Here is a 26,365-nt window from a genome sequence, read left to right on the forward strand (position 1 = left end):
TGGTCCGCCGGAAGCCTAGTGGCCGGCGTCGTACCAGCTGGGGCCGACGCCGATCTGGACTTCCAGGGGCACGCTGAGCTCGGCGGCGGCTGCCATCTGCTCGGTGACCAGCTTCTCCACGGCAGCCCGCTCCCCTGCGGCCACCTCGAGGACCAGTTCGTCATGGACCTGGAGCAGCATCCTGGACTTCAGCCCCTGCGCTTTAAGCTCGTCCTGCACACCCAGCATGGCGCGCTTGATGATGTCCGCGGCGGAGCCCTGGATGGGGCTGTTCAGGGCGATGCGTTCGGCGTTTTCGCGCAGCTGGCGGTCCGTGCTGGTGAGGTCCGGGAGGTACCGGCGGCGGCCCTCGATGGTGGCCGTATAGCCATCCACCCGGGCTTGGTCCACTACTCCCCGCAGGTAGTCACGGACGGCACCGAAGCGGTCGAAGTAGTCCTTCATGAGGGTGCGCGCCTCGTCGACGGAAATCTCCAACTGCTTGGACAAGCCGAAGGAGGTCAGCCCGTAGGCCAGCCCATAGGACATGGCCTTCACCTTGGACCGCATGGCACTGGTGACCTGGTCCGTGGGGACGTGGAAGATGTTCGAGCCGACGAACCGGTGCAGGTCCTCGCCGTCCTTGTAAGCCTGGATCAGGCCTTCGTCGCCGGAGAGGTGCGCCATGATGCGCATTTCGATCTGGGAGTAGTCCGCTGACAACAGGCATTCGTAGCCGTCGCTGACCACGAAGATGCCGCGGACCCGGCGGCCTTCCTCGCTGCGGATGGGGATGTTCTGCAAGTTGGGGTTGTTCGAGGAGATGCGGCCGGTGGCCGCGACGTTCTGGGCGTAGGTGGTGTGGATGCGGCCGTCCTCGGCCACCGACTTCTTCAACGACTCCAGCATCTGGCGCAGCTTGGCAGCCTCGCGGTGGGCCATGAGTTGCACCAGGAACTCGTGCCCGGTTTTCTCCAGGAGGTTCTTCAGGGATGCGGCGTCCGTGGTGTAGCCGGACTTGATCTTCTTGGTCTTGGGCAGTTGCAGTTCGTCGAACAGAACGGCCTGGAGCTGCTTGGGCGAGCCCAGGTTGACCTCGTGCCCGATGGCGGCAAACGCCTGTTCCTGGGCCTGGTCGATCACCCGCGCCAAATCGGCGAGCTGTTCGTCCATCTTGTCCATGTCAATGGCGATGCCCGCGCGCTCCATGTCCGCGAGGACGCGGCTGACCGGAAGCTCAAGGGTGGACAGCAACTCTTCGGCGCGACGCTCCTTGAGTTCGTCTTCGAAGAAGCGGCTGAGGGCGAGCACGACGGCACCGGCCTGGACCAGGGCGTCGGCGGCGGCGGTGTCCCCGCCGTCAAACGACAACTCGAGTTGCCCGGCTTTGGCGGTGGCGGCGGAGATACCCACGTTGAGGTGGTGCTGGGCCAATTCCGCGAGCTCATAGGTGCGCCGGTCCGGCTCGATCAGGTAGCCGGAAATCGAGGTGTCGTCCACCACGCCGTCCAGTTCAAGGCCGCGGGCTGCCAGTGCCTTCAGCGCCGCTTTGAAGCCGTGCATCACCTTGGGCGCTTCCGGGTCGCGGAGCCACGCTGCCAGCACGTTTTCGGTCTCGGCATCCTGGCCGGTGAGATCGACATAGACGGCGGCATCACCGCGGACGATCGCCAGCGCCGCCGCATCCTCGCCGATCCGTCCGGGCACGAGGTCGACGGCGAGGGCGGAGCGGTGGCCGGCTCCGGCTCCCAGGAACGCGGCAAGTTCCGCGGCGTCCGCGGGGCTGCTGTACTCGGGGGTTTCGATGCTGTCCCGCTCGGCCGCGGGGGCATCGGAATCGCCGTAGAGGGCGAAAAGCCGGCCGCGGATGGCCTTGAACTCAAGCTGGTCGAAGAGGTCCTCCAGGACTGCCTGGTCCGGCCGCGGCTGGAAGAGATCATCGAGCGTGACCGGCAGGTCGAGGTCGGTGTGGAGCTGGTTCAGCCGGCGGTTGCGTTTGACGGCGTCGACATTTTCGCGCAGGGCGTCGCCCACCTTGCCGCCAATGGAATCGATGTGTTCCAGGACCCCTTCGAGGCCGCCATAGAGGTTGATCCACTTGGCCGCCGTCTTAGGCCCGACACCGGGCACGCCGGGCAGGTTGTCCGCCGTCTCCCCCACCAGGGCGGCGAGGTCCGAGTAACGGGACGGGCTGACGAAGTACTTGGCCTCGATGGCGGCGGCGTCCATCCGGGGGATGTCGCTGACGCCCTTCTTGGGATAGAGGACGAAGACGTTGTCCGTGATGAGCTGGAAGGCGTCCCGGTCACCGGAAACGAGGAGGACCTCGAAGCCGGCCTTCTCCCCCATGGCGGCAAGGGTGGCCAGGATGTCGTCGGCCTCATACCCGGGCATCTTGATGGTCTTGATCCCCCAGGCCTCCATCACCTGCCCGATGAGGTCGATCTGCCCGCTCATCTCGCGCGGCGTCTCATTCCGGCCGCCCTTGTATTCGCTGTACTCGGCCTTGCGGTGAGTGGATTCGTCCGAGACGTCGAAGGCCACGGCAACGTGGGTGGGCTGCTGTTCCTTGATGAGGTTGATCAGCATGGACGTAAACCCGTGGATGGCGTTGGTGTGCTGGCCGTTGGCGGTGGAGAATTTGTCCGCCGGAAGCGCGAAGAAAGCCCTGAAAGCCATGGAGTGCCCGTCAAGCACCAGGAGCCGCGGCTGGCCGGTGATGGGGACAACGGGGGCAACAGTGGCGGAAACCGACCCGCCGGCAGCAGGGGCAGCGTCCTGGGCTGCCGGGCCCTGATGGGTGGAAGAGGGCTGTGCCGCGGGCTCTTCCTCCAGGACCTGGGACGGGAAAGGGGCCGGTTTGGTTGTTTCACTCACAGGTGCCAGCCTAGTTGCCATGACAGACAATTACACGCCGGGCCCCTTCGCCGAGGAGCTGGCAGCCGCCGGTATTCCCGACCACATGCACGACTGGCTGGGCACGTTCGGCGTCGGCGCCCTGGTGGTCAAAATGGGGATCCATTTCCTGGAGATGAGCCCTGAACGGACCGTTGCCACCATGCCGGTGGAGGGCAATACGCAGGTGGCGGGAATCCTCCACGGCGGCGCCCACGTGGTGCTGGCGGAAACCCTTGGCTCGTTCGCCGCCGGGATGCACGCGGGCCCGGGCAGGCATGCCGTCGGCATCGAGGTCAACGCCACCCATCACCGGTCAATTGCGAATGGCCTGGTAACGGGTACGTGCACCGCGATCCATTTGGGCCGCACGCTCACAACGCATGAAGTGGTCATGACCGATGCCCTGGGGCGGCGGCTGTCATCCGCCCGGATCACGAACATGCTCCGGGACAACGCCGGCTGAGTCAGGCAGTGCCAGGACCGGCTGTTCCCCCGGCCAGCAGGTAGCGCAACTCGACAATCCCCCTGCCCAGGGTGCGGCAGGCAGCCAGCTCAAGGGGCGGCGTCGGGCCCGCCAGCGGCAGGAGACGCTTACCCTCCCCCAACACCACCGGAATAAGGGAGAGGATGATCTCATCCAGCAGGCCGGCGTCCGCAAACTGGGCCGCCAGGTTGCCGCCGCCCACCACCCAGATGTTCCGGCCTTGCGCGGACTCCCGGAAGTCGGGAATGAATTCAGCCACGTCTCCGCGGACGAACGTGACGTCGGCGCCATGGGGAGCCGTGTACTCGTGGTGCGTGAAAACATAGGCCGGCGTGCCCGCATATGGCCAGGTGCCGGCGTCGTGCTCCTGCAGCCAGGCGTAGGTCTCCCCGCCCATGACAATGCATCCCACCCCGGCCATGAAGGCGTCGTAGCTTTCCGCTCCGCCCTCGAAGCCGTCGAACTGCAGGAGCCAGCCGAGATCATCCGTGGACGTGGCGATGAACCCGTCCAGGGAGGCGGCGACGAAGTATTGGATGCGCGGCATGGGCCCAGCCTAGCCAACGCCGGCGGCGCTGCCCAGGACCGGGCCAACCGGGCCTGCTACTTGGTGAAGTACGGGATGATCAGGTACAGCCCGAGCAGCACAGCCACGCCGCAGAGGCCAAAGCACAGGTAGGCGACGGAGCGTTTGACTCCGGGGGATGACTGCTGGGCATCAGCGGCGATGGCCGTAAACCTGACGCCGAGCGAATAAAGGGTAACCACGACGGCGGCCGACATAAGGGTAGTGCCTGCGACAGTCAGGAGTTCCAACCACTTCATCGCTGATTCTCCTTGGGGGTGTTGGCAGCGGCGTCAGCCTCGGCCTTGGCTTGTTCTTTCGCTTTGGCCCGGGCGCGTGCCATGGCCTTCTTCTTGGCGAAGCGGACGGCCTGGCCGGCTTCCTCGACCTCGACGGAGTTTTGGTGGCCCACAGAGGATTTGCGGGAGTAGAAGAACATGAACAGCACCGCGGCGCTGCCGGCCACTGCCGCGATGAGCACGCCCACGGGGCCGGTTTCCACCAGCAGGGCCGTCAAGGCGCCGACGATACCCGCTGCCGGCAGGGTGAAGAGCCAGCCCAGCGCAATCTTGCCCACCATATTCCAGCGGACGGTGGTTCCACGGCGCCCCATTCCGGACCCGATGACCGAGCCTGATGCCACCTGGGTGGTGGAGAGGGCGAAGCCAAGGTGGGAGGAGGCGAGGATGGCGGACGCGGTGCTGGTCTCAGCCGCGAAGCCCTGGGCGGGTTTGACCTCCGTAAGGCCCGAACCCATGGTGCGGATGATGCGCCAGCCACCGGCGTAGGTGCCGATCGCGATGGCCAGCGCGCAGGCCGTGATGACCCAGAGCTGCGGACCCGAGCCGGGAGCCTGGCTGCCGGCGGCGATCAGGACCAGGGTGATGATGCCCATGGTCTTCTGGGCATCGTTGGTGCCATGGGCAAGGGCCACCAGGCTGGAGGTGAAGATCTGGCCGGTGCGAAAGCCGCCGCGCTTCTGGGTGAGCTTGTTGCCCGTCTCCGGATCGTGGCGGGCGGTGAGCGCGTAGGCCAAGCGGGTACAGACATAAGCTGCAAGGCCGGCGATGACCGGGGCAAAGACGGCGGGAAGGATGACCTTCTGCAGCAGGCTCTCGAAGTTGACGGAGCTGAATCCTGCCCCGACCACGGCGGCGCCGATCAGGCCGCCGAAAAGTGCATGCGATGAGCTGGAGGGGAGGCCCTTGAGCCAGGTGACCATGTTCCACAGGACGGCTCCCATGAGCCCGGCAAAGATGATCTCCGGGGTGATCTGCACGCCGCCGGATCCTTCGCGGATGATTCCGCCCGACACCGTTTTGGCCACCTCTGTTGAGAGGAAGGCACCCACCAGGTTCAGGACGGCAGCCAGGGCCACCGCTGTCCGCGGTTTGATGGCGCCCGTTGCGATGGGTGTGGCCATGGCATTTGCGGTGTCGTGGAACCCGTTCGTGAAGTCGAAAAATAGTGCCAGTGCTATGACCAGCGCCACCATGAAGGTGATATCCACCTGTTGCCCAATCTGCAGAGTCGACGTTCAGCAGTTTCTCCTACCAGGCTGCCTTGCACAGCATAGTTCACCAGCAGTTTGCGTGGAATGACTTGCGGCGGGGGCCAGGACCGGCGGGAAACCTTATCGATCGTACGCGTACCCGGCATGAGGACAAAACAGTGGCCGGGCCCGGAAAACGAGCGGCTGTCCACTTCCGGCGGACGCATTTCCGCGGCAACGCGGCCGGGACGAGGCGCGTGCCGTGCACCGCGGCGTCAGCCTTGGTGGAACTGCGCCGGCCGGGGCGGCGCGTCCAGTTCCGGAGCGATCTTCTCCTCGATGGCGGCGACGGTCACATCCGGCAGGACGATCAGGCCGTCCAGCTCCCGCCGGGCCCGCTTGTAGGCGGCCTGGCGTTCGGCGGGCGTCGCGGCCTGGTTCTCCGCAATCATCAGCAGCTTCCGTGCCGTAGCCAGCCGTTCACGTTCGGGACCGCTGAACTTGCTGTCCCTGATCCGCTTGGCTTCCCGTTCCGCCACGTCCAGCGCCACCGCGAAGTTGTTGACGGCCTGCCGGTACGCCTCAAAGCCGGTCGCAGACGTGAGATCCGCCGCAGAGGCCGGGCGCTGGCCGTCAGCTTCACGCTTGGCCCGCAGGAACGCGACCGTAAGCGGCTCACGGACGTCGGTCATGAGCGGAAAATCGATGAGCTTGCCGACATCGAGTTCGTAGTCCAGCCACCGTTTGTTGGTGGCGTCATGGGCAGCCATCAGCGCCCGCACCTCGGCCATGGACGCCCTCTCGGCTTCGCGTGCCTGGTTCTTGAGGTTGTACAGTTCGACCCGGCGCCGATGGCGCCGCTCGGCGGCGCGGCGCCAGCCGCCGGCCCAGCGGCCGGCGAACGCCATCAGCGGGAAAACCAGCCACCACTTGTCGGCAAGAAAATCCAGGAGGGGACTCACGTGTCCATCCTCGCAGGACGAGGGGCCCGCCTCAAGGAGTTGGGCGGGGGGATTCAGCAGGCCGTGGCGGGGACAGCGGTAGCCTGCCGTCCCAGCCTGGTCGGCCTGCAGGGGCCGCCGCTCAGGGAGCCTGTGTGGCTTGGGCGCCGTTGACGTTGACCAGCCAGGACACGCCAAAACGGTCGCTGCACATGCCGAAAACGTCGCCCCAGGGCGCCTTTTCCATGGGGACTGTCACCGTGCCGCCCCCGCCGCTGAGCTTCTCGTAGTAGCCGCGCAGCTCTGCTTCGTCGTCGCCGCTGAGGGAAACGGAAATCGACGAACCCGGGTGGTATTCCATGCTGTTGGGGGTGTCGGCGCCCATGAGGACCATGCCCTGCGTGGTGGTGAGCATGCCGTGCATGATCTTCTCGGCTTCCGCAGGATCGTCGCTGGCTTGGAACTCGGCAAATGTGCTCATTGTCAGTTCGCCGCCGAAGACGGACTGGTAGAAGTTCATTGCCTCGCGGGCGTTGTCCCGGAAGCTCAGGTAGGGATTGAGGATGGTGGGCATAGCGGGTTCTCCTTCACGTGACCGGAACGGGTGCACACACCATCCTGCCCGATCCGGCCCTGGCCCGGTAGGGGATGCCTCCCCTGTTCATCCCGTGTTTCACGGACCCGGAAAGACAGCCCGGAGATGGTGCGGCGCGGCCCCGGGAACGTAGGCTCGGGTCATGGCCAGATTCTTTGATGTTCACCCGCACGACCCGCAGCCGCGCGCCATTGCGCAGGCAGTCAAAATCATTCGCGACGGCGGCCTGATCGCCTACCCCACGGACTCCTGCTATGCCCTGGGCGCCCAGATGGGCAACAAGGAGGCCCTGGACAGGATCCGGAGCATCCGCCACCTGGATGACAAGCACCATTTCACTCTCGTGTGCCGGGATTTTGCCCAATTGGGACAGCTCGTGAACATCGGAAACGACGTCTTCCGCAGCATCAAGGCAGTCACTCCGGGCAGCTACACGTTCATCCTCCCTGCCACCAAGGAGGTTCCGAAGCGCCTGCTCCACCCGAAGAAGAAGACAGTGGGGGTACGGATTCCGGATAACCGCGTGGTCCAGGCGCTCCTTGCCGAACTCGGTGAGCCTCTGCTTTCCAGCACGCTCCTGCTGCCGGACGAGGAGGACCCGCTGACCGTGGGCTGGGAGATCAAGGAGCGGCTGGACCATCAAGTGGATGCCGTGATCGACGCCGGGGACTGCGGAGCCGAGCCCACCACCGTGGTGGATTTCTCCAGTGGCGTGGCGGAAGTTGTCCGGCACGGCATGGGCGACGCGTCCCGCTTCGAGTAACGGCCTCCCCGGCCACGGCGGCCGTTGGTGACGGTGCCCTTTCGGACGGCGCCGTCAGTCCTGCTTGCGCGCCCGGCTGGGCTGCACCCTGGGTGGTTCGCCCGGCATCTTGGGGTAGTCCGGCGGGAAGGGCATCTCCCCCAGGCCATCCTTGCCGTCGCGGTCCCACCACTGCAGCAGGGTGTCGATGGTGCCGGGGTTGGCGTGGAAGTCCGCCCAGGGGTCGCCGACGGTCTTCAGCCGCTCCGGGACGGTGAGGACGGTGAAGTCCTTCGGATCGGCGTGTTCCAGTTCCGCCCAGGTGATGGGGCAGGACACCGGGGCGTGCGGCAGCGCGCGCGGGCTGTAGGCGCCCGCGATGGTCCGGTCCCGATTGGCCTGGTTGAAGTCCAGGAACACCCGGCGCCCCCGTTCTTCCTTCCACCAGGCGGTAGTGACCTTGTCCGGGATGCGGCGCTCAACTTCACGGGCCGCGGCGATGACGGCGTGGCGGACATCGAGGAACTCGCGGGTTGGTTCGATGGGTGCGTAGACGTGCAGGCCGCGGTTTCCGGAGGTCTTGATGAAGCCGGTAAGGCCCGCTTCGCCGAGGACGTCCTTGAGCACCAGGGCGGCGGGGACGGCGTCGCCGAAGTCTGTTCCGGGTTGCGGGTCAAGGTCGATGCGCAGTTGGTCCGGGTTGTCGGTGTTTTCTGCCCGGGACGGCCAGGGGTGGAACACCACCGTGTTCATCTGGACGGCCCAGACCGCGGCCGCGGGCTCGTCCAACACCAGTTGCGGGTGGGACCTGGCGCTGGGGTAGACGACTTTCACGGACCGGATGAAATCGGGGGTGCCCTTGGGCGGATTCTTGGAGAAGAACTGCTCGCCGTCGATGTTGCCGGAGAACCGCTGCAGTGCCACCGGCCGGTCTCCGTTCGCTGCGATGAACGCCCCGCCGACGTCGCAGATGTAGTTCACCAGGTCCAGTTTGGTCAATCCGAGGTCGGGCCAGAGAACGCGGCTTGGACTGGAAATGCGCATTTCGCGCGGACCTTCGGGACCGGGAACCGTGATGGTGGTTTGTTCACTCGCCATGGGGACAACGTACACCCGGCCGCGGACGCGGACCGGCATATGCGGTTACTCTCAGGCATGATGGACCCATGCCCCACCCCGACCAGCAGCTCGTCATCACCGCAGGTGACGCAACGTTTTCGGCCAGCTACGCACGCCCGGAGAATCCCACGGCAACAGTTGTGGTGGCGCACGGCGCGGGTGCCGGGATGGACCACCCGTTTTTGCGCGGATTCACGGACGCCCTGAACTCCCTGGGACTGGCGACGCTGCGCTTCAACTTCCCTTACCGGGAGGCGGGGCGGAAGTTCCCTGACCGCCCGCCGGCAGCCATCGCCGCGTGGCGGGCCGCGATGGCCGCTGCCTCGACCCAGGCTGAAGCCCATGGGGATCCCGGAACCATCTGGGCAGCGGGGAAATCCTTTGGCGGCCGGATGGCGTCCATGGCTGTTGCCGAGGGGATGGACGCAGCGGGCCTCGTGTATTTGGGCTACCCGCTGCATCCTCCCGGCAAGCCGGAGAAACTCCGGGACGAACACTTGTATGGCATGGCCACGCCCATGTTGTTCCTGCAGGGAACCCGCGACACGTTTGCCACACCGGCCCTCCTGTCAGGCGTTGTGTCGCGGATCGGACCAACCGCCGTGCTGGAGTGGGTGGAAGGTGGCGACCACTCCTTCGCGGTGGCGGGAAAGAAGCGGCCTGCCGATGAAGTAGGCGCGTCCCTGGCGGCACCGGTGTCCCGGTTTATCGCCGCGCACGCCTAGGACGCTAAGCGGCGTCCTCGTGCCACCAGCCCTCCCACGCAGCGGAGGTGAGCTCCCCGGCAGGGAAAGCACCCGCCGTGGCGGCTTCCCCCGACTGGCCCTCGTGGCGCCGGCCGTCGTCGCCGCGCCGGACATCGAGCAAAAGGTTCAGGCTGTTCAAGAGAAACATGGTTCCGTCCTTCCTGGTGGTGAATGGACAACGCCGTCCATGTAGCAAGGAGCCTAGCCAGCGGATGTTTCACCACGGCGACAGGAGGTTTCGGCTGTGTATCGGAGATCTCACGGGCAGGCCGCGGGCGCTGTGCACCGCCCGCAACCGGCGCTAGCTGCGCTGTTTGGCGCGTGCGGTGGCCGGGGCTGACCATGGATCCTCCGGCCAGGGGTGCTTGGGGTAGCGGCCCCGCATTTCGGTGCGCACCTGGGCGTACGGGCCGGACCAGAAGGAGGTCAGGTCATCCGTGACGGCCAGCGGGCGGCGGGCCGGGGACAGCAGGTGGAAGAGCACCGGCACCCTGCCGCCGGCCAACCGCGGTGATTCGGCCAGCCCGAAGCACTCCTGGAGTTTCACCGCCACCACGGGCGCGGCGCCGTCGTCACCCGGCTCCGGGTATTCGATCCGGATCCGCGAACCGCTGGGCACGTCAAGCCATTCCGGGGCGAGTTCGTCAAGCCTGGCGGCCTCGGGCCAGGGAAGCAGCCCGCGCAGCGCCCCGGCCAAGTCAAGGGAATCCACCGGCGCCCCGGCGGCGAGGGCTTCCAACCCGGTTCCCAGCCACTCTTCCAGCCGGGCCAGCAGCGCCGCATCCGAGACATCGGGCCACGGCTCCCCCACCTGGTGGTGCAGGAAGGCGAGCCGGCTCCGGAAGGAGGCCGCCGTCGTCGGCCACGAAAGGGCTGCCAGCCCGCCCGACTGGAAAGCGGCTGCCACCGCTGTCCTGCCCTGGGCCGCCGTGGGACGCACCGGTGTCGAGGACAGCACGATCGCACCCAGCCGCTTGGTTTTGCGGGCCGTCAGGCGCCCTGCGTTGAAGTGCGTGTCCATGGCATCGGCCAGCAGGTGCGCGGCTGCCGTTTCGGCCATGGTGGCGGATAGGGGTGCTGCGGCGCGGATCACGGCACCGGTTCCGGCCGCATCCCGGCCCTCCGCCCGCGAAACTTCGGCCACGGCCAGCCATTCGTGGCCTGACAGGGTACTGCCTCCGGGGAGTCCCGCCCGGGTGCCCGACGTGAACAGGTACTGCCCGGACCCCTCGCTGCCAGGCACGCGGCGTGCCACGCGGTCGGGATAGGCGAGGGCGACGACCGCACCAACAGCTTCGCCCGGGCCGGGCAAGGCCGGAGGAACCGGGGCACGGCCGTCCGGCCGCCGGCGGGCCAGGGACGCAAGGCGTTTGGTTTCCTCGGCCCAACGCCGGCCGGCGGGCCCGGGGTCGGCCCGGAGCTGGGACAGGAGGCCGGGCAGGTCCGCACCGGGCGCGCGGTGGTCCCCGGAGAGTGCAGCCACCACCTCGGCGGCCAGCCGGGTCCCGGCGGAGGCGGCGCCTTCAAGCAACGCCCGGGCCAGCCGGGGATCGGCGGGTATTGCGGCGAGGAGCCGGCCCTCGGCCGTCACGTGGCCGTCGTCGGACACGGCGCCAAGCTCCCGAAGGACCTCGACGGCGTCGTCCATGGCCTGCCGGGGCGGCGCATCCGGCAGGGGCAAGCCCTCCCCGCCGGGTGAGCCCCAGCAGGCCAGGGTCAGTGCGGCGCTGGTCAGATCCGCAACGTTGATTTCGGGCGTGACGTGCGCCGGCGCTGCACCATAGGCCTGCTGGCTGTAGCAGCGGACCACCGTGCCCGGGCCCTGCCGGGCGGCGCGTCCTGCCCGTTGTTCGGCGGATGCCCGGGAGCAGGACACCGTGACCAGCCCGCTCATCCCGCGGCCCGAATCGCGCCTCGGTTCACGGGCCAGGCCGGAATCGATGACCAACCGTACGCCGGGCACCGTCAGGGAGGACTCGGCGAGGTCCGTGGAGACGATGATCCTTGGGCTGCCGCCAGGACGGCGTCCGGACACCGCCCTGTCCTGCTCCGCCGAACCCACCTGGCCGTGCAGTTCCAGGACATCCACACCGCTGCCCAGCCTGCCACGCAGGGCCGCTGCCACGTGGGAGACCTCCCGGGCACCCGGAACGAACACGAGGGCGTCCACGGAGCCGTCAGACGCGGCGTGGGCCTCCGCGGCGGTGGCGGCGACTTGGTCAAGAAATGCCCGCGCCACTCCCCTGGCGTCAAGGCGTGGCGCTTGTGCCGGGAGCCATTGCACCTCAAGCGGGTGGTGCACCGACGGGCAGTCCACCACGGGCACCGGGCCGCCGGAGGTGCCCAGCAGCGCAGCGAACCGTGGTGCGTCGAGGGTGGCTGACATGGCGACGACCGCAAGGTCGCCGCGCAGCTGGCGGACCTCGGCGAGCATCCCGACGAGGAGGTCAGTTTCGAGGCCGCGTTCGTGCACCTCGTCCAGGACGACGGCGGCCGTCCCGTCCAGGCCCGGATCCGCCAGCAGGCGGCGCAGGAGGATACCGGGGGTGACGAACTCAATCCGGGTCTCCGGGCCTGCCCGGCGTTCGCCGCGGACCGTATAGCCCACCCGGCCTGCAGCCGGGCCACCGTCAAGTTCCGACAGCCGCCGGGCTGCTGCCCGCGCCGCGACGCGCCGCGGCTGGGTGACGACGACGCGGCCCGAGCAGCCAGCAAGGTTAGCCAGCAGCGGCGGGACGAGGGTGGTCTTTCCTGTCCCCGGCGGGGCCTGCACTACGGCGGCGGCACCGGGACTGGTTTCAAGCGCTAGCCGCAACCCGGGGAGGGACGCCGCGAAGGCAAGCCCGGCGCCAATGGCACGCAGGTCAAAGCCGTCGTCGGGGTGTCCGCCAGGAGGATTCATCCGTCCATTCTCCCCTGACCGGGAAGGGTTCGCTGGCGCCAGGGTCAGGGCTTGCCTTGGCCCTTGCCCTTGCCCTTGGCTTCCTTCGCCGTGTTCGAACGTCCTGCTCCCGGAGCGTCGGGGGCGGGCACAGGTTCCGGCGCGACAGCCGCCACGGCAGGTTCAGCAGGAACGGGCCCGGTGTCCACCGGCGCCCCGGACAGATCGGCAGCCGCTGCATCAGCCCCTGACGCTTCGGGAGGCGCCACTGCCGCCACCTGCGCGGTGATGTCAGCACGGACTGAGGCCAATGCGCTTTCGATACCGTTGTACCGCTCGGCCGAAAGCCGCCCGTCCGCCGCCGCCTTACCGAGGTCATTCTCCAGTGCCTGGAGCGCGGCAAGGGCGCTGTCCATCCTGTTTTCGGCCGCCGCCTGGCTGATGCCCAGCACCCGGACTTGGAAGCCGCGCAGCAGGCTTTGGTCGGTGCGGCCGGGACCGGTGGCCGCTGCCCCTGCAACCAGCGAGGCCGCGACAGCGATGCACACGAGGACCAGGACACGCGTTCCGCGGCGGCGGCCGTGAACGGCCCCCTTGGCGCCCGATGCCAAAGCCGGGTCGCGTCCGGTGACGGGCCCGCTATCAGGCAGCATGCCGGCCCCGGAGCGGGACGACGGATGCGGCCCGCAGGGGCAGGACGGTTACAGTGGCGGGGTCCGCATAGTCCTGCGGTGCCTGCGCCCTCCGCGAAGTGGAAGTCGACCTCGCCAGGACATGGCGGGCGCCTGCGCGGATCAGCGTGGTGAGGAACAGTCCGATCCCCATCCCGAGGAGCACGTGTCCTGCCGCGTAGTGCTGCACGGCTCCCGGGGCGCCCTCCGCTGCGACCGCCACGCCGCCAACGGTCAGCATCACCGACAGGGCCGTCCCTAAGATCACGCCCATGGCACCTGCTCCATCCCATTTAGTCAGCACACTTACTTGTATTGCTCAGCAAGCTTACTACTTGACGGGATTGAATCAACAGCACGGACGGTTGCCACCCGGATGGCAGCCGCGCCCAAGAACCGAAGTGACCGCTCAGCCCGCGGCTTCGAGCAGGCGCTCCGCCGGCGCGATCCCTGCGTAGCGGCCCTTGAAGAACAACAGTGGCTCAGCGTCCCCCCGGGCATCCAGATGCCGCACCGCAGCCACGACGATGGTGTGGTCGCCGCCGTCGTGCTCTGCGTGAAGTTCGCAGTCGAGCCAGGCCAGCGCGTCATCCAGGACGGGGTTGCCCAGGGGCGACGATCTGTAACCGACTCCGGCGAATTTGTCCGCCCCCGAGCGGGCGAACTGGCCCGCGAGGTGCTGGTGTTCGGCCGGGAGGATGTTGATGGTGAAAGAGCCGGCACGGCGCAGCGCAGGCCATGTGGTGGACGTGCGCGCCGGACTGAAGGTGACGAGCGCCGGCTCCAGGGACAGGGACGCGAATGACTGGCAGGTAAAGCCGGCCGGCCCCTCTGGTGTGGAACCCGTAATTACCGTCAGTCCGCTGGCAAAGGTTCCAAAAATATCCCGAAGCCGGCGTGGGGCGAGGTCTGGTGTGGCAGTCATGATATGGCCTCTCGTTTGGATCGATACCTCACCAAACCACCAGCGAATTGCCGCGTTCAAGCCCTCTGACATGCGCCGACGCGCGCCGCAACGAAATGTCACGGCCGCACACCCGGCGTCATCGAAACCTCGCTCCGGGACGTCCAGCATGTCTCCGCATTAACGCAACAAATGGTCTTCCCGGCCCAGTCCACGCAGGACCGGCGTGTCCGTCAGGCGTGCTGGTCCAGTGCGGCCAGCAGCCGGCGGACGGAGCCGCCGAGGTTCCACTCGGCGGCCAACTGCTCCAGCTCGGCGCGCCGGTGGCCGGTCACGGGCCGCAGCTGGGCGCCCGCCTCGTCAAGGGTGGGCAGCTCCAGGGTGCGGACCAGGCGTACGACGGCGGGGGCTGCTTCCAGGTATTCGGCGGCGGCTTCCAGCCTGGCCCGGACCGGACCGGATACCCCGGCGCCGGGCTCATCCGCCGCTGCCAGCAGCCCTTCGAGGGTGCCGTACTTCAGCAGCAGGGATGAGGCTGTCTTCTCGCCGATCCCGGCAACGCCGGGCAGCCCGTCGGAGGCATCCCCGCGCAGGGTGGCATAGTCGGCGTACTGCTGGGGCAGGACCTTGTATTTGGCCACCACCGTTTCTTCGGTGACGACCTCGAGGTTCTTCATGCCGCGCGCCGTGTAGATGACCCGGACGTTGCGTTCGTCGTCGCACACCTGGAACAGGTCCCGGTCCCCCGTGACCACGTCCACCGGGAAGGCGGCATGGCTGGCGTAGGTGCCCACGACGTCGTCGGCCTCATGTTCGGCTGCCCCCACGATGGCGATGCCGGCGAGCTCCAGGGTCTGGCGGATCATGGGCAATTGGGCTTCCAGCCCCTCGGGAACCACCTCGACGTCGGTCCCGCCCGGTACCTCCTCCGCCACGCGGTGGGCCTTGTAGGTGGGGATCAGGTCCACCCGCCACTGCGGCCGCCAGTCATTGTCCCAGCAGGCCACCAAGTGGGTTATCTGGTACTCGGTGGTGAGCCGCGCAATCATGTCCAACAGGCCGCGGACGGCATTTACCGGCGTACCGTCCGGCCGCCGGATGCTGTCCGGAAGGCCGTAGAAGGCACGGAAGTACAGGGAGGCAGTGTCGAGCAGCATCAGTCGCCGGGGCATACCTGATCCTGACACGGATTTGGCTTCCGGGGCTGCACCCGCAAGAACAGCCCGCTTTAGTTAAAGATTCAAGTATTATGTCCGGAATAGTCGCACCTTGCTGGACGTTCGAATCAGACCGGTTTCGCTCCCGCCCTTGACCACCCGACCCGGCGGCCCCGATACTTCCAGATGGTCCAACCACACAGTCCTTGACCGCTCCGTGGCTGGCGCCGGGCGGCGCGCCCACCGGTGGAACCCACCCCACAACGAGAGCAGGATTCCGATGACCGGCATGCAAACCACCATCAATGACAACGGAGCCTGGTGCTGGTACCAGGACGAACGGGCCTTGGTGGATCCGGCCAACAACACCCTGCTGGTCGGTTCCGTGGCCGCTCCCGAAGGCGCCGGCGGTGACAGCCGGGGCGGGAACATCGAGGTCGCGGTCCTGGACCTCGCCACCGGGGACAGCCAGGTCCACGTTGTCCACCGGAGGCTGGAGCCGGACGACCACAACGCCCCGGCCCTCCTCATCAGGCCTGACGGCCGATACCTGGCGATGTACGCCAAACACAAAACGGACAACCATTCCCGCTGGCGGATCTCCACCCGGCCACATGACGCCTCCGAATGGGGCCCGGAGGAACACTTCGACTGGACGGAGCTGGCCGGCGGCCGCGGCGCGACCTACTCCAACCTGCACCGGCTCGCTGCGGAGTCCCGGGTGTACAACTTTGTCCGTGCCATCAACGATGACCCCAGCCTTCTGGTGTCCGAGGATGACGGAACCACATGGCGGTTCGGCGGAAAACTCTTCACCCGACCCAAGATTGGCTACGTCAACGGCTACACCCGCTACTCCGGAAACGGCACGGACCGCATTGACCTCATCACCACCGACCACCACCCGCGGGATTTCAACAACAGCATCTACCACGGCTACATCCGCGATGACGCCCTGCACGACGCCCAGGGCCGGGTGGTCAGCAAGCCGCTGATCGGCTCGCCGGGGATCAACCAGGCTGCCCTGACCACAGTGTTCGCGGCAGGCACGGACATTGACGGCGATACCCTCACCCACGGCTGGACCGTGGACCTGCGCGGCCAGGGGCAGGACCTGGCCGCCATCATCAGCTGCCGCGCCAACGACGTCAACGGCGCGCTGCTGCGGGAGCAGCCGCTCGACGTCGATGATCACCGGCTGATGTACGCCCGCTTCGACGGGAGGCAGTGGAACCTGCACCCGCTGGCGGCCGCAGGCTCAGCCTTGCTGCCGCACGAACAGGACTATACGGGCTTAGGCGCGGTTGACCCGCACGACCTCAACCAGGTGTACATCTCCACTCCCATCGACCCGCGGACCGGGCAGGCCACCGGACACTACGAGATCTACCGGGGCAGGACACGGGATGGCGGTGCCACCTTTGGCTGGGACGCGGTAACCGAAAGCTCCGCAGTCGACAATCTCCGGCCCATGGTGCCGCCCGGGGATCCGTCCGTGCACGCTGTCTGCTGGTTCCGCGGCAGTATGGACTCGTCACAGGCCTATAAGACAGAAGTGGTGGTCCTGCACTGAGGCCGTCGCGTCCGGACCGCGGCCCGGGCCGGTGACCGAGTCTGATCGAATCGGCGCGGGCCGTTGACCGCGCCGCGCCCTGTGCATCAGGGTTGAAACGTTATTAGTGTGTGCGAACAGCCAGGAAGACAAATGCGCCATCCGGAGGGGATCCAACCCATACTGACGGCATCAACGCTGGGGGCGCCCGGCGAAAGCCTGGAAACGGTCCTGTCCTGGTTGGTGGAGCACGGTGCACGGGGCGTGGAGCTGCGGCTGGGCCGCGGCGAGATCGCCGCCCCGGCCATGACCCGGCGCGAACGCTCCGAACTCCGGTCCCGCATCGAAAGTGCAGGCCTGGCCGTCACCGGGGTGGCCAGCTACATCAGGGTCGCGGAACCGGTTGCCGATGAGCTGGTGGTGGGAGCACTCGAAGCGGCATTGATCCTTGCCCATGATCTCGGTGCGCCGGCCGTCAGGGTCTTCCCCGGAGCCCCTGCACACCCCTGCGGATACCACCGGGTTCCCGAAACCATCCAGCCCAGGCAGGAAAGCAACGCCCTGGCAGCCGGGAGGCTCAACGCCGTCGTCCGCCTCGCCCGGGACCTGGGAACGTACCCGGCGCTTGAAACGCACGATTCCCATCCCCGGGGCAGCGATATCGCCGCCATCCTGGATATGGTCGACGGGCCCGTAGGCGCAGTATGGGACCTCATGCACCCGTGGCGCGTCGGCGAAACCCTCGACGAAACTTGGCGGGCCCTGAACCCCTGGCTCATCCAACGACCGGGCAGCGTCCAGGTCAAGGACGCCCGGCTGCCCGCCAGCCGGACCCCGGCGCTCATCGGCACCGGCACCCTCCCCGTCGACGCCTTTGCGGGACTGCTCCGGGACACCGGCTACGCCGGGCCCGTCTGCCTGGAGTGGGAGAAAGCGTGGCACCCCGACGCGCCCCGCCTGGACGAAGCACTCGGATCCGCGGCGCGGTGGTTCCGGCGACACTGGCCCGGCCGGTCCGGAGCCGACGACGCCGCCCCGCCGCACCTTCCCGGCCAACCATTGCGCTAATTCCAGCCGGTGCGGAAATGCTAAGCCCCTGTTAGCATTTTCCTCACGTGCGTGTGACCCGTGCCACAGGCATGTAGATTCGACGACCACAAGGGGTGCCCCATGGTGAATCCGCTGCAATGGCCAGTGTTGCGCCAACTTCTCGAAAACGATCCCACGGGCAGGCACCATGCCGTGAAATCGCCCGCCACCGAAAACCTCACCCCGCGCATCGCCGCCGCTGACCACGTGGTCCATTCGGTGTGCCCCTACTGTGCCGTGGGGTGCGCCCAGCGGGTCTACGTCAAAGACGAAAAGGTCATCCAGATCGAGGGCAACCCGGACTCCCCCATCAGCCGGGGCCGGCTGTGCCCCAAGGGCTCGGCCTCGCTGCAGCTGACCACCGGCGACTCCCGCGAAAAGTACGTCCTGTACCGCCGGCCCCACGGGACTGATTGGGAGCGGCTCGACCTTGAAACAGCCATGGACATGGTGGCCCGGCGCGTGGTGGACACCCGCCGTAAGACCTGGGAATGGGAATCCGAGGGCCTCCGCACCCGCCGCAGCATGGGCATCGCAAGCCTTGGCGGCGCCACCTTGGACAATGAAGAAAACTACCTGATCAAGAAGCTGTTCACTTCCCTGGGCATCGTCCAGGTGGAGAACCAGGCCCGGGTATGCCACAGCTCCACGGTGGCGGGCCTTGGCACGAGCTTCGGCCGGGGCGGCTCCACCACCTACCTCCAGGACCTGCAACGCGCCGACTGCATCCTCATCCAGGGATCCAACTTCGCCGAAGCACACCCCGTAGGGTTCCAGTGGGTCATGGAAGCCAAGGAACGCGGGGCAAAAATCATCCACGTGGATCCACGCTTCTCGCGCACCAGCGCCATGGCCGATACGTTCGTTCCGATCCGCGCCGGTACGGACATCGCCTTCCTGGGTGGCCTGATCAACTGGGTCATTGGCCACGACGCCTACTTCCACGAGTACGTGGTCAATTACACCAATGCCGCCACCATCCTCAGCAAGGACTTCCGCGACACCGAAGACCTTGACGGCCTCTTCTCCGGGTTCAACCCGGACGATTCCTCCTATGAAACCGAAACCTGGCAGTACGAGGGCGGCTTCGCGGCTGCATCCTCGGGCGAACGGGACGCCGACGAGCAGGAAGGCAGCAGGCTGGGTGAATCCTCGCACGCCCAGTCCCATGGTTCCGGCGGCCCGGGCGTGGCCGGGAAGTGGCACCGGGACGAGACCCTGCAGGACCCGCGCTGCGTGTTCCAGGTCCTGCGCCGGCATTACTCGCGGTACACGCCGGAGATGGTGGAACAGGTGTGCGGGGTCCCGCAGGCCTTGTTCGAGGAGGTGGCAGAGGCCATCACCAGCAACTCAGGCCGGGACCGGACCACGGCCTTCGCCTATGCCGTCGGCTGGACGCAGCACACCACGGGGACGCAGTACATCCGGGCCGCGTCGGTCCTGCAACTGCTGCTGGGCAACATCGGCCGCCCCGGTGGCGGGATCATGGCACTCCGCGGGCACGCCAGCATCCAAGGCTCCAGCGACATCCCCACCCTCTTCGACCTGCTGCCCGGCTATCTGCCCATGCCGCACGCCAAGCAGCACCTGGACCTGGCCGGGTACGTGGAGGCGGACTCCGCCAAGCAGGGCTTCTGGGCCAACATGTCCGCCTACACCGTGAGCCTGCTCAAGGCGTGGTGGGGGGACGCCGCCACAGCGGACAACGACTATTGCTTCGACTACCTTCCCCGGATCACCGGCAGCCACAGCACCTACGACACCGTCATGGCGCAGCTGGAAGGAATCTGCAAGGGCTATTTCCTCATGGGTGAGAACCCCGCCGTCGGCTCCGCCAACACCCATCTGCAGCGCGCCGGGATGGCCAACCTCGACTGGCTCGTGGTCCGCGACTTCTCGCTGATCGAAAGTGCCACCTGGTGGAAGGACGGTCCGGAAATCGCCACGGGCCAGATGCGCACGGAGGACATCGGCACGGAAGTCTTCTTCTTCCCCGCCGCAGCCCACACGGAAAAGGCCGGCAGCTTCACCAACACCAACCGCCTGGTCCAATGGCGTGAGCAGGCCGTGGAACCGGAAGCCGAGCGCCGCAGCGACCTCTGGTTTATCTGGCACCTTGGCAACCGCATCCGGAAGCTGCTGGCGGACTCGCGCGACGACGTCGACCGCCCCATCCTGCACCTGACGTGGGACTACCCCACTGTCGGCACCCAGGACGAGCCGGACGCAGACGCGGTTTTCGCTGAGATCAACGGCCGTGGTGCGGACGGCAGCCCGCTCTCTGCCTACACCGAGCTCAAGGACGACGGCTCCACATCCTGCGGCTGCTGGATCTACTGCGGCTGCCGGGCAGACGGCGTCAACCAGGCAGCGCGGCGCAAGCCCCACACCGAACAGAGTATTTCCAGCCGCGAGTGGGGCTGGGCATGGCCGGCCAACCGACGGGAGCTGTACAACCGGGCCTCCGCCGATCCGGAGGGTCGGCCATGGAGCGAGCGGAAGAAGCTCATCTGGTGGGACGCGGACGCCGGGAAATGGACCGGCGACGACGTCCCCGACTGCGAGCCGACCAAACCACCGTCCTACCGGCCCGACGAGGCCGCCAAAGGCCCCGATGCCCTCTCCGGCGTGGACCCGTTCATCATGCAGTCCGACGGCAAGGGCTGGCTCTTCACGCCCGCCGGCCTGACCGACGGGCCGCTCCCCACGCACTATGAACCGCAGGAGTCGCCCTTCGACAATGCCCTCTACGGCCAAAACCGGAACCCGGTCCGGAAGCTCCTGAAGCATGACGGCAACCGGTACCAACCCAGCGGCCGGGAACCCGGGGCGCAGGTGTACCCGTTCGTGCTGACCACCTACCGGCTCACGGAGCACTTTACCGCCGGGGCCATGACCCGCTGGCTGCCCTACCTTGCCGAGCTGCAACCGGAGTCGTTCTGCGAAGTATCACCGGAACTGGCGGCCGAGCGGGGACTGACCAACAACGGCTGGGCAACCCTGGTCTCAGCCCGCGGAGCCATCGAGGCGCGGGTCCTGGTGACCGGCCGGATGAAGCCCCTCACCGTACAGGGCCGAACCGTGCACCAGATCGGGATGCCCTACCACTGGGGCCCCAACGGGCTCAGCCGTGGCGATGCGATGAATGAACTCTCCTCGATCGCCATGGACCCGAACGTCCATATCCAGGAGGTCAAGGCATTGACGGTGGACATCCGTCCCGGACGGAGGCCGCAGGGTCCGGCCTTGCCGTCTCTGGTGGCGGAATACCGCCAGCGGGCAGGAATCGACGAGCACACAGGCCAGGAAGGAATCAAGGCATGAGCGTCACCCAGTTGGGAATGCCCGCCATCGGAGCACCCAGTGAAGCGCGCAAGGGCTTCTTCACCGACACCAGCCTGTGCATCGGCTGCAAGGCCTGCGAGGTGGCCTGCAAGGAGTGGAACTCGCTTCCGGCAGACAGGCCGCTGGAACTCACCGGCCAGTCCTTCGACAACACCTCCAGGCTCAGCGCGGACACGTGGCGGCACGTCGCCTTCATAGAGAAGAAGGTTCCGGCTCCGGCGGCAGGCGGAACCGAGGGCATCAAGTGGCTCATGTCCTCGGACGTCTGCAAGCACTGCACCAACGCCGCATGCCTCGATGTGTGCCCCACCGGTGCGCTGTTCCGCACCGAACACGGCACCGTAGTGGTCCAGCAGGACATCTGCAACGGCTGCGGTTACTGCGTTTCAGCCTGCCCGTACGGCGTGATCGACCAGCGGCCCGACGACGGCCGGGCCTTCAAGTGCACCATGTGCTACGACCGGCTAAGCGTCGGCGAAGAGCCGGCCTGCGCGAAAGCGTGCCCCACCCAGTCCATCCAGTACGGCGAGCTCGATGAGCTCCGGGAACGGGCCGACGCCCGCGTCGCGGAGCTCCATGAGCGGGGTGTGGAGGAGGCACGGCTTTACGGCAGGGATCCCGACGGCGGTGTGGGTGGTGACGGTGCCTTCTTCCTGCTGCTCGATGAACCCGAAACCTACGGGCTGCCACCGGACCCGGTGGTGACAACCCGGGACCTGCCCGCCATGTGGCGGCGGGCCGCGGGTGCTGCGGCCGGGCTCCTGGCGGGTGCCGCCGTCGTCTTCTGGGGAGCGAGGAAATGAGCCGCCGCCGGGAGCGTGAGGAATTCACCTCCTACTATGGCCGGCCTATCCTCAAGGAACCCACATGGGAGGCGGCCGACATCGCCGGGTACATCTTCGCCGGCGGCGTGGCTGCCGCCTCCTCACTGCTGGCCGCAGGCGCCCAATACAGCGGGCGGCCCGCCCTGGAACGCCGGGCGAAATTCACGGCATTGACCGCGATCTCCGTGTCCGCGGCGGCCCTGGTGCATGACCTGGGCCGGCCCGAACGGTTCCTGAACATGCTGCGCGTAGCCAAGCCCACCTCGCCCATGAGCGTGGGCTCGTGGATCCTTTCCGTGTACGGCCCGCTCGCCGGGGCGAGTGCGGCGTCCAACCTCACGGGACTGTTCCCGGGGGCCGGACGGGCATGTGGCCTGGCCGCGGCTGTCAGCGGCTCCGCGGTGGCGACGTACACGGCCGTGTTGCTGGCCGACACCGCGGTTCCCACCTGGCATGACGCCCACGAGGTCCTCCCGTTCGTGTTTGCCAGTTCGGCTGCGGCTGCCGGCGGCGGCATCGCCGCCGCCCTGGCACCCGTGGTGGAGGCCGGTCCCGCACGGCGGATGGCCGTTGCAGGCGCCCTGCTGGAAACGGTGATGAGCATGCGGATGGAAGGCAGCGGCCACCTCAGCACGGAGACGCTGCGGGAGGGACGGGGCGGTACGTTGATGCGTCTGTCCAAGGCTTTCAGCATCGGCGGCGCGGTGGGGCTGGCGCTCGGCGGCCATCGGTCGCGCACCGTCAGCGTCGTGGGCGGCCTCGCCGTGGCTGCGGGTTCAGCGTTGCTGAGGTTCGGTGTCTTCGAGGCCGGAAAAGCGTCAACGCGCGACCCCAAGTACGTGGTGGTTCCCCAGCGGGAGCGCCTCGACGCGGCCGAAGCCGCCAGAAGTGAAGCCGCCGGCATCGAAGCGGCCGCTTAAGCCGTCAGAACCAGTCACCGTCGGCGTAGGTGCTCCGAACGTGCGCCCGGAGATATTCGCCCACCACCGCCGCGCCCAGGTCACCGACGTCGGGCGCCACCACGCGGCCGTCCACGCGGCGGGCCATCCGCTGGATGAAGCGTTCCAGTCCGGGGTCGTTGCCGAGCCGGAAGAACGTGGTCTGGACCCCCATCCTTCCCAACCGGTCCAGCTCGCCAACCGTGGCGCGGATGGTCTCCGCATCCGGCGGCCAGTTGAACCATGAGTCACCGTCCGGCAGCAGGTGCGCGGTGGGCTCGCCGTCCGTGACGACGAGCAGGACGGGCTGCATGGACGGGTGCCGGCGGAAGAAGCGGCCGGCCAGCAGCAGGCCGTGGTGCAGGTTGGTGCCCTGTTCCCGGAGCGCCGGCAGGGCTGTCAGTTCCGCGATGTCCATGGACTGGGCATAGCGGCCGAAGGTGACCAGCTGCAGCCGGTCGCCACGGAACCGGGTGGACACCAGGTGGTGCAACGCCAGCGCCGTGCGTTTCATCGGGACCCACCGCCCCTCCGCGGCCATGGAAAAGGACACATCCACCAGCAATGCCACGGCGGCCTGCGTCCGGGCCTCCGTTTCGGTCACCTCAATGTCTCCGACAGCGAGCCGCAGTCCGCGGGCCGGATCGCCGCCGTCGGCCATGGTGCGGCGGATGGCGTTGGTCAAGGTGCGTGTGACGTCCCAGGGCTCGGCGTCGCCGAACTCCCACTGCCGGCTGGAACCGGCCTGTTCCCCCGCTGCCCCGGCGGTCCGGGTGTCCCGGTTTCCCTGCCGTCCGGAGAGCTGTTTTGCGGTGTCCCGGAGCAGCGACTTCCCCAGCCGGCGCATGGCCTGCGGGGACAGCCGGAGGTCGCCGTCGGCACCGCGACGCAGGTAGCCGCCGTCCTGCATGGCCCGCTCGATTTCGGTCAGGGTGCGGGCGCTGACTGCCGCACCCTCACCAAGTTGCCGGGCCAGCGCGTCAAGGTCAAGGTCGTCGAGCCGGGACCCGTTGTAGGACTGGGAGAGCTGTTCGGAGAGTTCGTCCAGTTCGGCGATGTCCTGCAGGACGCCGGTGCCGTCGCCGAGGCCGAGTCCTTCCTGGCCCTCGAACCGTTCCGATCCGTTCCAGTCCTCCCCGGGACGCAGCGCCTGCAAGGAGGCATCGAGTTCGCTGAGCTGGGCCATCAATTCCGGTGAGCCGAAGGCCTGGGCGGACAACCGCATCAGTTCCCCGCGCTGTTCGGGGGACATGGATTGCAGGAGCCGCTGGGCCGCTGCGGCACGTTGCGCCAGGGCATCCACCAGTTCTTCCACTGATTGCGGGTTCTCCGGAAAGAACTGGCCGTGCTTGGCCATGAACTCCTGAAAATCGGCCTCGGTGTCTTCGCCGCGGCGGTGCTTCGCCAGCAGCCCGTTGAGGTCCCGGAGCATGGCACTGACGGCCTCGCGGTCCTCATCGGTGGCACTCTCCAGCGCTTGTTTCATTCCGGCGAAGCGCTGTTCCAGGACCTCCCGGCCCAGCAGGTCCTTGATCCGGTCGTACGCTTCCTTCGCGGTTGCGGACTGCCAGTCGTAGGACGCGAGCTCGTTGACCGCCGCGGCCGTGGAGGGCGGAAGGTTCTGTAGCTGCATCTCCCGGAAGGCGCGTTCTGTGTTGTCCATCATGGCGTCCCGGGCCAACTGCTTGCGTTCCTCCAGCACGGCGGTATCCAGGAGCTTCTTCACTTCATCCAGGGTGCCGTCCAGCCGATGCCGGCTGAGCAGGTCGCGCCGCCGCTCCTGCACGCGGCGGGCAAGCTCGTCCAGGCCGTCACGGTTCCGTCCGCCGCGCCGCAGGAACTCCTGCAGGGCATGCCGCGGCGAGTAGCCTGCCATCACGTCTTCGGCTACGGCGTCGAGCACCTCCGCCAGGTCCACCGGCGGAGCCAGCGGGTCCGGACCACCGGTGTACCGGCCGTACTTGGCGGACCTCTTGTGGATGGCCATGTTGCCTCCTGCGCCTTAACCGTAAATGGTTTCCTCGTCGTCGGACTCCTTGGAGATCCGCCGGCCCAGGTACAGCCCTTCGAGGGCCAGTTCGACGGCGGCGGCCCGCTGTCCGTCGTTCGTCGCACCCAGGCGGCGGCCGATTTCGTCGTAGAGGCCGGATCCGTTCAGGGACGGGAGGTTGCCGAGGAACTCCTTCGCGGTGACCTGCTCGCCGGTGGTGACGGTACGGTGGCCGTCCAGCGCGGACACGAGCGGACCCATGTCCAGGCCCTGGAAGTGTGCCCTGACGGCCTCGGCGGTGGCGGTGCGCAGGAGGTGATCGAGAATGCCTTGCTCCCGGCCTTCCTCCCCCGATTCGAACTCGATCTTGCCGGTCAGGACTTCCACGGCGGGCTCGAGGTCGATGATCCGGGCAACGGCCTGGTTCTCGCCACGTAGCCGGGCCCGGCGGAGCGCGGAGGCGGCAACCGTTTCGGCGCCGGCGATGGCGAACCTGGCCGAGACACCGGAGGTCTGGTTGATGGCCGGGGACTCCCGCAGTGCCCGGGTATAGCGGGCAAGGATTTCCAGGATGAAGGGCGGGACGTCAGCCACCAGCCGGCCCTCCTGCCGGATGACAGAGACCTCGTCTTCGAGCTCGACCGGGTAATGCGTCCTGATCTCGGCGCCGAAGCGGTCCTTCAGCGGGGTGATGATCCGGCCGCGGTTGGTGTAGTCCTCCGGGTTGGCGGAGGCGACAACAAGCACATCGAGCGGCAGCCGCAGCACGTAGCCGCGGATCTGGATGTCCCGTTCCTCCATCACGTTGAGCATGGACACCTGGATGCGTTCGGCGAGGTCAGGGAGTTCGTTGATGGCAATGATGCCGCGGTTGGACCGGGGAATCAGGCCGTAGTGGATGGTTTCCGGGTCCCCCAGGCGGCGGCCCTCGGCAACGCGCATGGGGTCGACGTCGCCGACGAGGTCCGCCACGGACGTGTCCGGCGTTGCGAGCTTCTCGACGTACCGCTCTGAACGGTGCCGCCAGGCGATCCTCAACCGGTCCCCGTCGGCGCGGACGCGGGCCCGGGATTGTTCGGTGATCGGTTCGAAGGGGTGCTCGTTCAGTTCCGAATCCTCGATCACCGGCGACCATTCGTCCAGCAGCCCGGCCAGGGTACGGAGGAGGCGGGTCTTGCCTTGTCCGCGCTCACCCAGCAACACCAGATCGTGTCCGGCGATCAGGGCACGCTCAAGCTGGGGAAGGACGGTCCGGCTGAACCCGTAGAGGCCCGGCCACGGGTCACGCCCTTCCGCCAGGGCCGCGAGGAGATTGTCTCTGATTTCGTGCCGCAGGTCCTTGAGGACGTGTCCTGCTGCGCGGAGTTCACCAACGGTGTAGATTTCGGGGCGGTCAGTCACTCCTCTACCGTAATCCCCACCTTGTGGCTAATCGATAGATTCCTCCAGATTC

Annotated in this window: 23 protein-coding genes; 8 read left to right on the forward strand and 15 right to left on the reverse strand. The window is 67.5% G+C overall.

The annotated features are described in order from the left end of the window. Window positions 1-15: 15 nt before the first annotated feature. Window positions 16-2,658: a DNA polymerase I gene (gene polA / locus AB4Y79_RS07860; RefSeq protein ID WP_441860454.1), complete on the reverse strand. Its 2,643-nt coding sequence runs from the start codon at window positions 2,656-2,658 to the stop codon at window positions 16-18. Window positions 2,659-2,875: 217 nt separating this feature from the next. Between polA and AB4Y79_RS07865 the strand changes: the two genes are divergently transcribed. After that, window positions 2,876-3,340: a hotdog fold thioesterase gene (locus AB4Y79_RS07865; protein WP_441860279.1), complete on the forward strand. Its 465-nt coding sequence runs from the start codon at window positions 2,876-2,878 to the stop codon at window positions 3,338-3,340. A 1-nt stretch (window position 3,341) separates the two neighbouring features. On the opposite strand, the gene AB4Y79_RS07870 is transcribed toward AB4Y79_RS07865, so the two are convergent. From AB4Y79_RS07870 to AB4Y79_RS07890, 5 genes are all read right to left on the reverse strand, one after another. Beyond that, window positions 3,342-3,908, reverse strand: coding sequence for a dihydrofolate reductase family protein (locus AB4Y79_RS07870; RefSeq protein WP_441860280.1), 567 nt, complete (start codon window positions 3,906-3,908; stop codon window positions 3,342-3,344). A gap of 56 nt (window positions 3,909-3,964) precedes the next feature. Further along, window positions 3,965-4,186, reverse strand: a complete 222-nt coding sequence (locus tag AB4Y79_RS07875; protein ID WP_441860281.1) for a hypothetical protein — start codon at window positions 4,184-4,186, stop codon at window positions 3,965-3,967. Then, window positions 4,183-5,436, reverse strand: coding sequence for an inorganic phosphate transporter (locus AB4Y79_RS07880; protein ID WP_308931049.1), 1,254 nt, complete (start codon window positions 5,434-5,436; stop codon window positions 4,183-4,185). Before AB4Y79_RS07880 ends, AB4Y79_RS07875 begins: the two co-directional genes overlap by 4 nt. A gap of 257 nt (window positions 5,437-5,693) precedes the next feature. Beyond that, window positions 5,694-6,380 carry a hypothetical protein gene (locus tag AB4Y79_RS07885; protein WP_441860282.1) on the reverse strand — a complete coding sequence of 229 codons (687 nt, stop codon included), beginning with the start codon at window positions 6,378-6,380 and terminating at the stop codon, window positions 5,694-5,696. Between the two features lie 121 nt (window positions 6,381-6,501). After that, on the reverse strand, window positions 6,502-6,933 hold the full coding sequence (locus AB4Y79_RS07890; protein ID WP_441860283.1) for a VOC family protein: 432 nt from the start codon (window positions 6,931-6,933) through the stop codon (window positions 6,502-6,504). Between the two features lie 163 nt (window positions 6,934-7,096). Here AB4Y79_RS07890 and AB4Y79_RS07895 point away from each other — a divergent pair, with 163 nt between their 5' ends. Next, entirely contained in the window at window positions 7,097-7,717 is a 621-nt protein-coding gene (locus AB4Y79_RS07895; RefSeq protein ID WP_308931052.1) for an L-threonylcarbamoyladenylate synthase, read from the forward strand. Window positions 7,718-7,771: 54 nt separating this feature from the next. Here the strand turns inward: AB4Y79_RS07895 and ligD are convergent, their stop codons facing one another. Further along, window positions 7,772-8,794 carry a non-homologous end-joining DNA ligase gene (gene ligD, locus AB4Y79_RS07900; protein WP_441860284.1) on the reverse strand — a complete coding sequence of 341 codons (1,023 nt, stop codon included), beginning with the start codon at window positions 8,792-8,794 and terminating at the stop codon, window positions 7,772-7,774. 68 nt (window positions 8,795-8,862) lie between these two features. On the opposite strand from ligD, the gene AB4Y79_RS07905 reads away from it, so the two are divergent. Then, window positions 8,863-9,540: an alpha/beta hydrolase family protein gene (locus AB4Y79_RS07905; protein WP_441860285.1), complete on the forward strand. Its 678-nt coding sequence runs from the start codon at window positions 8,863-8,865 to the stop codon at window positions 9,538-9,540. A 4-nt stretch (window positions 9,541-9,544) separates the two neighbouring features. Here the strand turns inward: AB4Y79_RS07905 and AB4Y79_RS07910 are convergent, their stop codons facing one another. The 6 genes from AB4Y79_RS07910 to AB4Y79_RS07935 form a co-directional block, all read right to left on the reverse strand. After that, entirely contained in the window at window positions 9,545-9,709 is a 165-nt protein-coding gene (locus tag AB4Y79_RS07910; protein ID WP_441860286.1) for a hypothetical protein, read from the reverse strand. 153 nt (window positions 9,710-9,862) lie between these two features. Next, on the reverse strand, window positions 9,863-12,463 hold the full coding sequence (gene hrpB, locus AB4Y79_RS07915) for an ATP-dependent helicase HrpB (RefSeq protein ID WP_441860287.1): 2,601 nt from the start codon (window positions 12,461-12,463) through the stop codon (window positions 9,863-9,865). 44 nt (window positions 12,464-12,507) lie between these two features. Then, window positions 12,508-13,095 (reverse strand): hypothetical protein, encoded by a 588-nt coding sequence (locus tag AB4Y79_RS07920; protein WP_441860288.1) that lies wholly within the window; start codon window positions 13,093-13,095, stop codon window positions 12,508-12,510. Next, window positions 13,085-13,387 carry a hypothetical protein gene (locus AB4Y79_RS07925; RefSeq protein WP_441860290.1) on the reverse strand — a complete coding sequence of 101 codons (303 nt, stop codon included), beginning with the start codon at window positions 13,385-13,387 and terminating at the stop codon, window positions 13,085-13,087. The genes AB4Y79_RS07920 and AB4Y79_RS07925 overlap by 11 nt, the downstream gene beginning before the upstream one ends. A 135-nt stretch (window positions 13,388-13,522) precedes the next feature. Next, window positions 13,523-14,038 carry a flavin reductase family protein gene (locus AB4Y79_RS07930; RefSeq protein WP_441860291.1) on the reverse strand — a complete coding sequence of 172 codons (516 nt, stop codon included), beginning with the start codon at window positions 14,036-14,038 and terminating at the stop codon, window positions 13,523-13,525. Window positions 14,039-14,250: 212 nt separating this feature from the next. Beyond that, the gene (locus tag AB4Y79_RS07935) at window positions 14,251-15,189 is read right to left on the reverse strand and encodes a 5'-3' exonuclease (RefSeq protein WP_441860292.1); all 939 of its coding nucleotides are present in this window, start codon (window positions 15,187-15,189) and stop codon (window positions 14,251-14,253) included. A gap of 265 nt (window positions 15,190-15,454) precedes the next feature. Between AB4Y79_RS07935 and AB4Y79_RS07940 the strand changes: the two genes are divergently transcribed. The 5 genes from AB4Y79_RS07940 (at window position 15,455) to nrfD (ending at window position 22,904) form a co-directional block, all read left to right on the forward strand. Continuing rightward, window positions 15,455-16,747 carry a BNR-4 repeat-containing protein gene (locus AB4Y79_RS07940; RefSeq protein WP_441860293.1) on the forward strand — a complete coding sequence of 431 codons (1,293 nt, stop codon included), beginning with the start codon at window positions 15,455-15,457 and terminating at the stop codon, window positions 16,745-16,747. Between the two features lie 132 nt (window positions 16,748-16,879). Next, window positions 16,880-17,794 carry a sugar phosphate isomerase/epimerase family protein gene (locus AB4Y79_RS07945; RefSeq protein ID WP_441860294.1) on the forward strand — a complete coding sequence of 305 codons (915 nt, stop codon included), beginning with the start codon at window positions 16,880-16,882 and terminating at the stop codon, window positions 17,792-17,794. A gap of 102 nt (window positions 17,795-17,896) precedes the next feature. Then, window positions 17,897-21,139, forward strand: a complete 3,243-nt coding sequence (fdh, locus tag AB4Y79_RS07950; protein ID WP_441860296.1) for a formate dehydrogenase — start codon at window positions 17,897-17,899, stop codon at window positions 21,137-21,139. Next, window positions 21,136-21,963 (forward strand): 4Fe-4S dicluster domain-containing protein, encoded by an 828-nt coding sequence (locus AB4Y79_RS07955; RefSeq protein WP_441860298.1) that lies wholly within the window; start codon window positions 21,136-21,138, stop codon window positions 21,961-21,963. Before fdh ends, AB4Y79_RS07955 begins: the two co-directional genes overlap by 4 nt. Continuing rightward, the gene (gene nrfD / locus AB4Y79_RS07960; RefSeq protein WP_441860299.1) at window positions 21,960-22,904 is read left to right on the forward strand and encodes an NrfD/PsrC family molybdoenzyme membrane anchor subunit; all 945 of its coding nucleotides are present in this window, start codon (window positions 21,960-21,962) and stop codon (window positions 22,902-22,904) included. Before AB4Y79_RS07955 ends, nrfD begins: the two co-directional genes overlap by 4 nt. 4 nt (window positions 22,905-22,908) lie before the next feature. Here the strand turns inward: nrfD and AB4Y79_RS07965 are convergent, their stop codons facing one another. Both AB4Y79_RS07965 and AB4Y79_RS07970 read right to left on the reverse strand, forming a co-directional pair. Then, window positions 22,909-24,909 carry a vWA domain-containing protein gene (locus AB4Y79_RS07965; RefSeq protein WP_441860300.1) on the reverse strand — a complete coding sequence of 667 codons (2,001 nt, stop codon included), beginning with the start codon at window positions 24,907-24,909 and terminating at the stop codon, window positions 22,909-22,911. 15 nt (window positions 24,910-24,924) lie between these two features. Beyond that, entirely contained in the window at window positions 24,925-26,313 is a 1,389-nt protein-coding gene (locus AB4Y79_RS07970; RefSeq protein WP_441860301.1) for a sigma 54-interacting transcriptional regulator, read from the reverse strand. Window positions 26,314-26,365: the final 52 nt, after the last annotated feature.

Source organism: Pseudarthrobacter sp. YAF2 (assembly GCF_052113345.1).
Taxonomy (GTDB): Bacteria; Actinomycetota; Actinomycetes; order Actinomycetales; family Micrococcaceae; genus Arthrobacter.